This is a genomic window from Streptococcus sp. 544, from assembly GCF_013277385.1.
GTDB classification, from domain to species: domain Bacteria; phylum Bacillota; class Bacilli; order Lactobacillales; family Streptococcaceae; genus Streptococcus; species Streptococcus mitis_BA.
In genome coordinates this window covers 15,895-26,833 of the sequence record NZ_VMMU01000013.1, presented here as the reverse complement: position 1 = coordinate 26,833, position 10,939 = coordinate 15,895, and the positions used below count along the sequence as shown (strand labels likewise).

The 10,939-nt window shown below is 39.1% G+C and carries 17 protein-coding genes; 1 reads left to right on the top strand and 16 read right to left on the bottom strand.

Features of this window, described 5'->3' with window-relative positions; genetic code table 11:
• Positions 1-5 precede the first annotated feature (5 nt).
• From HT728_RS06700 to HT728_RS06630, 16 genes are all read right to left on the bottom strand, one after another.
• On the bottom strand, positions 6-305 hold the full coding sequence (locus tag HT728_RS06700) for a YlxQ-related RNA-binding protein (RefSeq protein WP_001041390.1): 300 nt from the start codon (positions 303-305) through the stop codon (positions 6-8).
• Positions 298-591 (bottom strand): YlxR family protein, encoded by a 294-nt coding sequence (locus HT728_RS06695; protein ID WP_000857562.1) that lies wholly within the window; start codon positions 589-591, stop codon positions 298-300. Before HT728_RS06695 ends, HT728_RS06700 begins: the two co-directional genes overlap by 8 nt.
• 21 nt (positions 592-612) lie before the next feature.
• Complete coding sequence (nusA, locus tag HT728_RS06690) at positions 613-1,749, bottom strand: transcription termination factor NusA (RefSeq protein ID WP_000032285.1); 1,137 nt, start codon at positions 1,747-1,749, stop codon at positions 613-615.
• A gap of 43 nt (positions 1,750-1,792) precedes the next feature.
• Entirely contained in the window at positions 1,793-2,272 is a 480-nt protein-coding gene (gene rimP / locus HT728_RS06685) for a ribosome maturation factor RimP (RefSeq protein WP_001808691.1), read from the bottom strand.
• Positions 2,273-2,398: 126 nt separating this feature from the next.
• Positions 2,399-3,034, bottom strand: coding sequence for a tRNA (guanosine(46)-N7)-methyltransferase TrmB (trmB, locus tag HT728_RS06680; protein WP_112445000.1), 636 nt, complete (start codon positions 3,032-3,034; stop codon positions 2,399-2,401).
• Positions 3,031-3,825 carry a phosphotransferase family protein gene (locus HT728_RS06675; protein WP_112444998.1) on the bottom strand — a complete coding sequence of 265 codons (795 nt, stop codon included), beginning with the start codon at positions 3,823-3,825 and terminating at the stop codon, positions 3,031-3,033. Before HT728_RS06675 ends, trmB begins: the two co-directional genes overlap by 4 nt.
• 159 nt (positions 3,826-3,984) lie before the next feature.
• Entirely contained in the window at positions 3,985-4,596 is a 612-nt protein-coding gene (locus HT728_RS06670) for a type II CAAX endopeptidase family protein (protein WP_112444996.1), read from the bottom strand.
• Between the two features lie 29 nt (positions 4,597-4,625).
• The gene (gene blpZ, locus HT728_RS06665; RefSeq protein ID WP_112444995.1) at positions 4,626-4,874 is read right to left on the bottom strand and encodes an immunity protein BlpZ; all 249 of its coding nucleotides are present in this window, start codon (positions 4,872-4,874) and stop codon (positions 4,626-4,628) included.
• Positions 4,875-4,915: 41 nt separating this feature from the next.
• Positions 4,916-5,605 (bottom strand): CPBP family intramembrane glutamic endopeptidase, encoded by a 690-nt coding sequence (locus HT728_RS06660; protein ID WP_173234446.1) that lies wholly within the window; start codon positions 5,603-5,605, stop codon positions 4,916-4,918.
• Between the two features lie 63 nt (positions 5,606-5,668).
• Entirely contained in the window at positions 5,669-6,052 is a 384-nt protein-coding gene (locus tag HT728_RS06655) for an immunity protein (protein ID WP_173219793.1), read from the bottom strand.
• Positions 6,053-6,534: 482 nt separating this feature from the next.
• A complete protein-coding gene (locus HT728_RS06650; protein WP_138704684.1) occupies positions 6,535-6,939 on the bottom strand; it encodes an immunity protein in 405 nt (134 codons plus the stop codon).
• Positions 6,936-7,100, bottom strand: a complete 165-nt coding sequence (locus tag HT728_RS06645; RefSeq protein ID WP_049511538.1) for a hypothetical protein — start codon at positions 7,098-7,100, stop codon at positions 6,936-6,938. The genes HT728_RS06650 and HT728_RS06645 overlap by 4 nt, the downstream gene beginning before the upstream one ends.
• A 286-nt stretch (positions 7,101-7,386) precedes the next feature.
• The gene (locus HT728_RS06640; protein WP_173219790.1) at positions 7,387-7,506 is read right to left on the bottom strand and encodes a PncF family bacteriocin immunity protein; all 120 of its coding nucleotides are present in this window, start codon (positions 7,504-7,506) and stop codon (positions 7,387-7,389) included.
• A 277-nt stretch (positions 7,507-7,783) separates the two neighbouring features.
• Positions 7,784-8,140, bottom strand: a complete 357-nt coding sequence (locus HT728_RS10665; protein ID WP_084928133.1) for a hypothetical protein — start codon at positions 8,138-8,140, stop codon at positions 7,784-7,786.
• A gap of 68 nt (positions 8,141-8,208) precedes the next feature.
• A complete protein-coding gene (locus HT728_RS06635) occupies positions 8,209-9,558 on the bottom strand; it encodes a sensor histidine kinase (RefSeq protein ID WP_173234444.1) in 1,350 nt (449 codons plus the stop codon).
• A 13-nt stretch (positions 9,559-9,571) separates the two neighbouring features.
• Complete coding sequence (locus tag HT728_RS06630; RefSeq protein ID WP_173234442.1) at positions 9,572-10,309, bottom strand: LytTR family DNA-binding domain-containing protein; 738 nt, start codon at positions 10,307-10,309, stop codon at positions 9,572-9,574.
• A gap of 295 nt (positions 10,310-10,604) precedes the next feature.
• Here HT728_RS06630 and HT728_RS06625 point away from each other — a divergent pair, with 295 nt between their 5' ends.
• Positions 10,605-10,934, top strand: coding sequence for a helicase BlpT (locus tag HT728_RS06625; protein ID WP_173234440.1), 330 nt, complete (start codon positions 10,605-10,607; stop codon positions 10,932-10,934).
• The last annotated feature ends 5 nt before the right edge of the window (positions 10,935-10,939 follow it).

Here is a 10,939-nt window from a genome sequence, read left to right as displayed (position 1 = left end):
CTCTTCTATTCCATAAGAGACCTCATTTTCTTTGTAAATCCAGCATCTGTTACAGCCAAAACCTTTCTCGATTTTCCGACTGCTATGCTTAATTCCAGTGTTGAAAACACGGTTACAATTTCTACTTGATAATAATGACTTTTATCTTGAATCTTCTTGGTCAGATTGGGTCCAGCATCATGGGCTAGAAAGACCAACTTGGCCTTGCCGTCTTGAATGGCCTTGACCACCAATTCTTCACCCGATATAATCCGCCCTGCTCTCTGAGCAAGTCCCAAGAGATTGCTTATCTTTTGCTTATTCAAGTCCTAACTCTCTTCTTTTCACTTTGTGATCCACATAAGCGATCAACTCGTCATAAAAGCTTTCTTCCACTTCCATGCTAAAGCTGCGGTTAAAGACTTTCTTCTTTTTCGCCTCTAAGGCTTCTGCATTGTCTAGCTTGATATAAGCGCCGCGGCCATTGGCCTTGCCTGTCGGATCGATAAAGACTTGTCCTTCTTTGTTTTTGACAATGCGGAGCAAATCACGCTTATCAATCACTTCGTTAGACACGACAGACTTGCGCAAAGGGATTTTTCTCGTTTTCATCTTTCCCTCCTCTAGCAGCTTTTATTCTTCTACAGTATCGTTTTCTGCTTCCAAATCTACCGAACCAGCTTCTTCCATGGCTTCAAATTCGCTAGCAGACTTGATATCGATACGGTAACCAGTCAAGTGAGCCGCCAAGCGAACATTTTGTCCACGACGACCGATGGCAAGAGAAAGCTTGTTATCTGGAACAACCACCAAGGCACGTTTGCTATCGTTTTCATCAAAGATAACTTGATCAACCTCAGCAGGAGCGATGGCATTGTAGATAAATTCAGCTGGATCTGCTACCCACTCGATAACGTCGATATTTTCTTCGATTGGCACCATACGGTCGCTCTTGGCATCGTAACGAGCTGGGTGGAATTTGCTAGTAATTTTCTTGATATTAGCACCACCACGTCCAACGATTGTACCGATAGCGTCCACGTTTGGATTATGGCTACGAACTGCAACCTTCGTACGGTCACCAGCTTCACGAGCCACGCTCATGATTTCAACAGTTCCATCATAAACTTCAGGAATTTCTTGCTCCATCAAACGTTTGATCATTTCTGGATGGCTACGGCTAACAAAGACGTTGACGCCACGAGGGTTGTCTTCAACCTTGTAGACATAAACTTCAATACGATCATGAGAAGCAAAAACTTCACCAGGAATTTGGTCTTGTTTTGACAATTGGGCTTCGATGCTGCCGAGGTTGACATAGATAAAGCGGTTGTCAAAGCGTTCTACTGTACCAGACATGATTTCTTGCTCATGTTCTTTGTAAGTATTGTAAGTGATAGCACGTGTTTGCTTGCGCATTTTTTCCATGATGGTTTGTTTAGCAGATTGGGCTGCTACACGACCAAACTCAGCAGGTGCTTCTTCAAACTTGATTTTGTCTCCAAGTTCATAGGCTGAATTAATGGCAAGAGCATCTTTCAAACTGATTTCCAAACGGCTATCAAATACTTCATCAACAACTTCACGGACAGTATAAACTGTAAAGTCACCTGTTTTTTCGTTAAAGTCAATAGCTACGCTGTCTGATTGACCATAGCGTCTGCGATAAGCGGAACGAAGCGACTCTACTACTGCGTCGATGATATCTTCTTTTTTGATTCCCTTGTCTTCTTCCAAAATGCGGAAGGCCTCTAGCATTTCTTTACTCATGTTTTCTTCACTTTTGAATCCTCAAAAGCTATCCTTTCTTTTTCTATAATTTAACTGCTAAACGTGCTTTTGATACTAAACTGTATGGAATTTGGACAGTTTTCTTACGCGTCTTGTCCATATATTCCATGGTCAATTCATCCTCTTCGAAGGCCAACAAGGTTCCTTCAAAGACCTTTTGCTTATCGATGGCTTGGTAGAGCCCGACATGGATGTATTTCCCAACCGCTCCAGCAACGGCATCCTTGGTTTTTAAAGGACGTTCCAAGCCTGGACTGGTGATTTCTAGGAAATATTGTTCTGGGAAGGGATCTGGCTTGATGGTGTCTAGGACAGGACTGATAATTTCTGTCAAGTCTGCTGTGTCGTTCAAGGTAATTCCTTCAGGTTTATCTACAAAAATACTGAGAATCATGTCACTGCCAATCTTTCCATACTCGATATCCACGAGTTCGAAAGGCGCTTCTATGACAGGTTCTACAACTTCTCTGACTAATTCTACGATTGTTGCGATTGCGTCCACCTCCTCATAAGCAAGAGGCGAAGATATTTCCCCGCCTCACTTTCTCATATTCTTACCCTTAGTATATCACATTTGCTAACTTATGTAAAGCAAAAGCACTTATACAGCCTGATTTCAGGCTATTTCTTAAAATTCTGCCTCAACTCGGTAGATAACTTGCCCCTTGTTGGAGAATTTTTGCTCGTATTCTGTCATGACATTGCCTTCAAAATCACTGGCATGTAAATCAAGCCAAACACCATTGAGCTTCATGCCATACTGAGAAAAGCTCACTAGGCTGTACTCAAACAAGCCACGGTTATCCGTCTTGAAATGAATTTCACCATTTTCAGGTAAGATACGCTTGAAGGTATCCAAGAAGGTCTTATAGGTCAAACGACGCTTTTCATGGCGTTTTTTCGGCCAAGGATCTGAAAAGTTCAGATACAAACGATCAATCTCACCGTCTTCAAAGTAGTCAGTCAAGTCAGAACCATCTACCCACAAGAGCTTGATGTTAGGCACTCCAACTTCAAGCACCTTGTCCAAAGCGTAGCTCAAAACAGACTTTTGAATATCAATCCCGATATAGTTGATGTCAGGGTTCTGCTTGGCCATTCCTGAAACAAAGGCACCCTTTCCACTTCCAACTTCCACATGAATGGGATTGTCATTGCCAAACAGGTCCCGCCATTTTCCCTTGGATTCCAAGGGATTGAGAACCACATACTGGGGATTTGCCTCTAGTAATTCTGTCGCCCCTTTACGATTTCTAACTCTCATCTTCTCTTTCCATACTTGTCTCGGAAGTGACGCAAGCCATGAATCTCCCGATTAACATTTTCTAAATCTTGGTTCATATAATACTTGGAAATCTGGCTCAAGTAAGATAATTGACCGTACCAATACAATTTATTTAATACCGTTTGATTGTACTTGTAACCGTAGTAGGTTAACCACTCCTTCCACTGATGTTCTGGAATATAATGGCAGAGCATATGGGCCACATCAAACATGCGGTCGGTCAAGCGAACCGAATCCCAATCTACCAAATAAATCAAGCCACTATCTGTCTCAATCCAATTACTATGTCGTACATCTCCATGGACAATGGTCGCATAGTCCTCTCTAAATCCTGGAATAGTCTGACGTAAATCAGCCATCACTTCACTGATAAAATGATTTTTACGCAAAGCATCTGGAGCCGTTTCCTGCCAAGACTGTAGTAAATCTACAGGTGTTTCCATGGCATAGCCCAAACGACTCAACTGTGTCATCAACGGACGTGAGCGATGCAGACGGATTAAAATATTGACGATTTGCTTACGATTCATATCATAGGGGGTCAATATCTTGCCTGTCAACCATTCTTGAGCACACATATCACGCCCATCTGCCAAACGGCGACTCCATAATAATTGTGGAGCAATTTGTTCTCTAGCTAGACCAGGTAGGATTGGAGAGGTGTTCATTTTTACAAAGATACGCTTCCCATCAGGATAGCTACCCATATAAGCTTTGCCACTTTTCCCAGGTATGGGAGTCAGTGTTAGCTCATTATCACCCAAATCCATTTCTTTCCTCCGTATAAAGTTTCCTTACTATTCTACTAGTTTTTGGCCTATTCGTCAACCGCTCCACACCCGATTCTCAAAGAAAAGCCTCTGGATTGACTTGGGTATCATTGTAGAAAGAAAAGGCAAGCTCTTTCTTCTGCTTCCCTTTCATGATTTTTATAAATAATATAAGAGTGGCCAAGCATTGTAAAACATGTGAACTAGAGTAGAAACCCATAAGTTTTGGCTCTTTTTATAAGCAAAGCCCAGCAACAAGCCCCCAAGTAGATAAAAAATAAACGAAGGGACATTAGAAGGACCATGCATGAACGAAAAGAGAGAGGAAGTTAGCACAAGCCCTAACCAAGAATTGTCAAAAACCGCACCTTGAAGAAGTCCTCTGAAAATGAGTTCCTCCTGGATGGGGCCAAAAACTGAGGAAGTCAAAACCAAAGACAGGGAAATTCCTCTGCGGACTTCCGCCAAGTGTTGAACTCCCGCGCCAGAAGAAATAGCGAAGAAATGAATATAAACCAGCGTCTCAAGCAGACTTAGAAGAAAGATTGTAATGAAAAGCAAAATGTCTTTCTTGCTTAACATCCCAAAAGAAATCATTTCAAATTTTCTAGCATAAGCAACACTCATCGAGGTTACAAGAAGACTTACAATAATCAGTGCAGGCTCATTTTGAAAAAAATCCCCGTGGTTAATCGTATAAGGAACTGTAATGACGATTATTAGTACTAAAAATCCAAAACAAAAGGCATGAAATTTGTCAAAAAACTCCATCAAATTATCCTCCTCACCAAACAGACTTCCTACGCGTCATCCTTGAGCTCTAACCTTTCCAAAACAAACCATTTTAACAACCAAAAACCGACCACATAGCCAGCTCCTAAGAATATAGCCATTAAAGATAGCATGGGATTCAGAAAATAAAACATCACAACAGATACAAAGGTTAGCACAAAAACATTAAAGGCAATGGTGTCAGAAGCCAAGACCAGAATATAAGGTGTCAACCAGTCTAAGGTTTTTGAATCTAGGAAAAATAAGTGTTTATACATGATAACCTCCTCTATGGCTGAAAAGCAAGCCTTTGGTTTTTTTACCCCAAGACCCTATGTAGAAAAGTGAGCAAAAATGGTAAGTTTGCGATGATATTATTAACAATATGAATCGAATAAGAAGGATAGATACTCTTAGTATAACGTGTTAGACAGGCAAATAGACAGCCCACTGCCGTATAGACAAAAATATCTGCCAGACTTGGCAAGCTAGAAAAGTGGGGCAAGGCAAATAAGAATGACGGAAAGAGAAGATCCAGCCCCCACCTCGAATTCTTAAAGAAGGCATGTTGAAGCAATCCCCTACATACCAATTCTTCCATCAGAGGTCCTAGTACGATTAAGGTTAGGTAAACACCAAACTCCGCAAAATTTGTCTCACTATAAGCAATAAACAAATTCCACCCTTCATTGGTTCCCTGAACGTGTTTAGCTGTCAGATAGTTAAAGCAGATAAGCACAACAGCTGCTAACACCGTCAGAACAGAATAGCTCAACCACTTTTTCCTAGGGATACGAAAGAGATAAGCATGGCCCGACCTGACCAAAATCCAAACCATCAAGCCGATAAAGAGAAGGCTGATGATGTTTCGAATCCAGATAATATTTCCTACCCAAGACGAGAACTCCCAATAATTGCTCCAAAATTGGTGCGTCCAAGACAGTCCGAAAAACAGAAACAAATAAGAAAGAATTGCACTCGTTTTGAAAAGAATAGAGTGTCTTTTCATATAAATCCTCCTACTATCTACAAGACAGGATGGCTCCCCTTGTCAGGCTCTACTGCTGTAAGATTAAGAAGACAGTTTGTTCTTTTTAAGGATAACCTGACTACTAGATAATAGATACATTAAGGCATTAAAGACAATGAAAATATGTCCATAGAATAAAATCAACCTCGCATCCAAACCAAGATAAAGTTTGATTATCAAAAAGATGAGCAAAAGAATTTGAAACCATAAGGTTTTTCCAAAAATAAATTTAAAGCGATTTCGAATGTCTACTTCCTTGATTTTTACCGCCAACCCTTTATTGGCAAGAAGGAAAACTCCTGCCTCAAACAAACCACTGTAAAGAACAAGCCACCCAATCGATACGATAGAGATTTGTAAAAATGTCCCTAAAAGAATATCCAACACACTACTCAAGAAAATAACAAGAAATAGTCTGTATTTCATATATATAAGCGATTAGTTGTTGATAGAATTCTGTTTCTGAAATACCTCTATACAAACAGATAATAGACATAAAGCCTGTCAAGCCGATGAACATGAGTTGATTGGTTCTAGGACTAACCAAATCATCATTTACTTATATTTAAGAGTATCTCTTTTATGTTAGTGTATGTTAACACTAAAAAACAAGTTAGGCCAATAATATTTAAAATGAACAATAACGGGGTTAAGTCTCTAAAAAAATTATCTACTGACACTACAAGAAATACTATACATATTATAGTCGAAACTATCTTTTTCTTATCCATAATTATTTACTCCTTTCCTAACAAATCCAGCTTATCAATCAAGAGCGATTTTTAACATAATGTAGCAGCACCCGTTGCAACTTTGACAATTTCAGTATAGCACTATTTGTTAAAGTTTTTCATCCAAATCTTGAATAGTCATCGAGACATCTTGAATTGTAAAAACTTCATTAGCCCCTACTTTTTATAATACTTCAAGCCCCAAATAAGCAGAAGCATGATAATCAAGCAGAGAATAGCACCAATGTAGGCAATCAATTGCTGATAGGATTCTCCTGCTGTGATACCTCTATACAAACAGATAATAGACATAAAACCTGTCAAGCCGATGAACATGAGTTGATTGGTTCTAGGACTAACCAAATCATCATCTTCAAACTCTCTTATCCTCATCTCCCTAGTGAGGTAAACAGTAACCAAAATCGAAGCCAAGTTAATAACCACTAAAAGAAATTGGAAAACCAAGGAAAAATTTAAAAACTGACGAGATAGAAATAGATAAGTAGAGACAAGCAAGGGCAACTGACCTAAGAACAATCTCGCAAGGAAGATGTTCCGTTTTTTAGCAAGAAAAGTTTTCATTTCTTTGCTCCTTTCTTTTTAGTTAAAGCAAGATAAATCATAACCGCAATCATATAGGCTATAGTATAAAATAGCTGATACCAAGCACTCTCCCTAAGCGGATATAGAAAGATGGACATGATTAGATACAAGATGAAAATGACAAGTATTTTTTTCTTCATAAGATTTCCTCCTAAATGTTTGTTGAGCTAGAACCTTTACACTATTAGTATAGCACTTATTTTGACCTTGGATCACTCAAATCACGAATGGTCATCAAAACATCTTGAATTGTAAAAAATTTAAAAAGCAAGCATGAAAAACATACTTTCCTCTTTATATTGTATTGATACCAACTTGTTTGTAGACTTTTCATCCTGCTATCACATATCATTTTGACAGGCGAAACAAAATTAAAGAAACTCCCCTGTAAATTAAGCTAGCAAATACAGGGGAGAAATTTATTTTTTAGAGGGTACTATCTGTATCCTTTTTGGGAGATTTTGAAAATATTTTTCTAATTAAATCATCCATATAAGGACCAAATATACCAACTACTAAACCAATAATAAAACTTTTAAAATCCATAATTACCTCCAAGTACACAAGCTCAAGTCTTTAAGCAACCATAATAGCCAATTGTAACATTGTTTTTGCATTCACGAGGAATACCTCTTTTTACTTTCGTCCTATTACAACCTTAATAAGGTTAGTATACTACTATTTTTTAAAATTTTCCATCCAAATCATAAATGGTCATCAAAACATCTTGAATTGTAAAAAATTTAAAAAGCAAGCATGAAAAACATACTTGCCCTAGGGGAATTTAACAATGTGAAAATACAAAATAGAAAGCTATTCACCCTTACTTCCTTCTGTTCTCATATATTCTCATAATCGCAACAAGGATACAGGCTGTCCCACCTGCCAAAACCAGAAGAGTAATGATAATGTTGAGAATTTCAGGCGTCCTCTCTATTCTGTTGACAAGACGGACTAAGGACAATACTGTCAATAAGAGTAAAGCTACTGACCCTGTCCGAATTAGAGAAGTCAGTCGGTTCTCAACCGCATATAAGAATGATGGTAACATAACACAGGCTATAGCAATCACAAACAGATTACTCCCCGTTTCTTCTCCCTTATTCACCACGGAAATCATGAGAAGATTCGATGCTATGATTAACGTAGAACAGATGATAAAAAAGGATTTCTTATTCATTTAATATACCTCGCATACTATAGTATTTTAATTGATGACTTTGGGCAGTACTTCTTTCAACAAATCTTCTAATCATCAACTGACATCGAGTGAATTGTTAAAACCTGACGAAAGACTTGATTTTGGCAGGTGGTATTGAGACTGGTATTGGGATGGCTTTCCACAATTTTCATGACGGTATAGAGACCAACTCCTCTCTCCTCCCCTTTAGAACTTGCTCCAAAGGAGAAGATTTCAGAAATATCGATGCCCTCTTCTTTGATGGAGTTTTCGATGATAAAGGTCTCCTGTGCCCCATTTTTTAAAAAGGCGATTGAAACATGAGGTTGACAGGCTTCTACACTAGCTTCAATAGCATTGTCACAAAGGATAGACACAATGGTTAGAAAATCAAGCAAGCTCATCCCCTCGACCTGAATCTCCTCTGGAACTTCGACATTAAAGACAATCTTCTTATCTCTGGCTTTTAGAAATTTCCCTGCTAGGAGACTTTTGAGGGCTTTATCACGAACATTCACGAGTCGTCCAAGGTCATATTTATTGTCCTGCAATTTTTCACTGGAATCCTTTAAGACGGAGTCGTAGACCTCTTTTATCTGCTCCATATCCTCCTCTTCGATGCCCAGACGTAAGCTGGTTAAGAGGTTAGTGTAGTCATGGCGAAAGCTCCGGACTTCCTTGTAAAGTTCCTCTATATGCCGACTATATCGCTCCATATCTCTGTAGCGCAAGGCCTGCTCTTGGTCCAATCTCTCATGGAGTTTGTCCTTCAAATAGGTATCCAGTTTCTTGATAATCCCCATAAAAAAGAGCAAGTAAAACACTAGAATCAGATGGCGAACAGTCGTTGATTGAATACCTTGTTCATATTCAAAGAAAGACAGACTTTGCATCACTAGATAATAAGCCCCCATTATCCAGTTAATCCTGGTCAGGGACTTTTGAAAACCTTTATCGAGAATCTCCTTTCTCAAGTTAGTGAAATCATAGTCCAACCATTTCAAAAAGACTAAAACTATGAAGCAAACGAATATCGTCATCAATAAAAAGATAGGATTGCTACCTTTATCTACAATTTCTTGTCCCCAAAATGGAAGCACAAAATAGGAGACCCCTCTATAAAAGAGATTCACCAATATAATTGGAAAGAGACCATAAAAGAAAAGGAGTTTTTTAGGAAGCCCTCTTAACAGTAAGAAAGACAAACCTATACCGTACAAGGGTTCCATAAAATAAGATAGATAATCATTTCCTACTATATAGCTAATCATTACAAAAACAACTGCCAAAAGTAGCTTAAAAAGAAAGGCCTTAAAAATTCTCTCAAAATTGAGACCAATTCCATCTACCTTAAAGAAAATAACAATTTTTAGCCCATTAGTAATAAGCGTATACAATAATATCCAAGCAATATTCATAAACTCTCCTAGCTCAATGCAAGTTATTGATAGCTTCAGATACTTCCCTGACCTTATAACGCGCGATTAGACAGCTTCCACCATTGGGAAAGAAAAGGAGTTTTTCTTTCTTATCCAAACGAACCACATTGGCAGGATTGATGAGAAATGAGCGGTGGCACTGCAAGAGACGAGGTTCCTGCTTGAAAACCTCCTCTAAACTCGCCGTAAATTCCAGCCTGTCCGTCTTGGTATAGAGAATAACACGATGGGCTCTGGGCGATGTTTCGAGATAATAAACCTCTTTAAAAGGATACTGGAATTGGGCAAATTTTGATTTAAAGTAAAAACAATCTTCCGCCAGACTTTTACTATCTTGACTATTGGCATAGAGGAGGGCTGTCTCGATACGAGATTCAAACTCCTCTGCTGACAAGGCCTTATCAATGTAGTCCAGAGCAGACACTTGGTAGCGAAAAGACAGGGGCATAAACTCTGAGTGAGTCGTCACAAAGACGATGAGAGCATAAGGATCCCAATCCCGAATCTTTCTAGCCACTTCCAGACCCTTCATCTCCTCATTTCGAATCTCAATGTCCAAAAAGAATAGTTGATGGGCTCCCTTCTCATGCACCTCTGCCAGCAGCTGGTCTGGCTTGCCAAATACCTCAAAAGAGCTAGGAATGATCTGATGTTCTTGCAAGAGTTTCTCAATCGTCGTTTCAATCCTAGTCTGTTGGGAAAAATCATCTTCTAAAACAAATATTCTCATCTTCTTACTCTCCTTGTTTCGATTTCTTCCTAAAAAGAGAATAGCAAAAATACTATGATACAAGCCCACCAAATCCTAAACAGACCTTTAACGCTCCTGAAGGGTAGCTTGTTCCTCAAATAAGCATGATAATCTTACAACTATTTTATCATAAAATCTTAACAGTACCATTCAGGAAATTTCAAGAACAATTAAAGATTTGATGGTGAAAAAGGAGATAAAAGTGATAGACTGACAGTATCAAAATACAGTTGCTAGAACCAAGACTAGCACCCAGATTAGAGGAGGAATTCTCATGACAGATACAGACCCCATCAAAAGAGCTCAGACTTTGATTACTGACTTAAACAAAGCCTACCAAGCATGCAAACAGGCAACCGCTGACGACGTCCGCTTTCAGGAGCAATTAAACTCTATTCTTGGCTTTCTAGCTAAGGCTGAAACAGTGGATAATCGAGTCTTGATTGAACTGGAAAAATTCTACCAGACTTCCAGTCTTCTCATGGGACTCAGCGCTCTCAATCCAGACGCTCCAACTCGCGCCGCTTGGCGGACCTATGACCGCTTCCACTTTGACCAAGTCAAGACCAAGTTGAGTCTCTACGGACCAACCATTATCCTGTAGAAAAT